Below are 505 nucleotides of genomic sequence, written 5' to 3' on the forward strand. Positions count from 1 at the left end.
AATTCAATTGCAGACCGATACAATTCAATTGCAGACCGATACAATTCAATTGCAGGGCAATACAACTCAATTGCAGGGCGATGCAACTCAATAATTTACCCATCGGATTCTAAAGCGATCGCAGTCCAAAAGCATATAGCCCTCTAAAATTAAGCATTACAATCCATTACCAATTAAAATAAAAGCAGCCCAGTAGTAAGGATGACTAAGCTGATTGCTGACATTGGATGGTAAAGCTTCTATTTCAATACTATTGCGTTGCTTGCCAGCAGCATCTTGACGACTAGTAATCAAAGCTATTTGCGCTTGTCTTAAAGCTTCAGTTTTGCTGAGATTTCCTTGTTTAAGCTGGGCGTAAAACGCATCCATTAAAGCTTGTGTACCGCCATCATTCACTGACCACAAAGAAGCGATCGCTGCTTTTGCGCCTCGACTCTGAAACTGATAACCTATAGCGGTTATCAGTCCAGTTCAGTACACTTAGGAGAGAGCAATTCTACTGTTA

1 pseudogene is annotated in these 505 nt (G+C 40.8%); it reads right to left on the minus strand.

The features are described from left to right. Positions 1-156: 156 nt before the first annotated feature. Positions 157-462: pseudogene (locus tag ABF638_RS38265) on the minus strand (CHAT domain-containing protein); the annotation flags it as partial. Positions 463-505 lie beyond the last annotated feature (43 nt).

The sequence above is a fragment of the Nostoc sp. CALU 1950 genome (assembly GCF_051172895.1).
GTDB classification, from domain to species: Bacteria; Cyanobacteriota; Cyanobacteriia; order Cyanobacteriales; family Nostocaceae; genus Nostoc; species Nostoc edaphicum_A.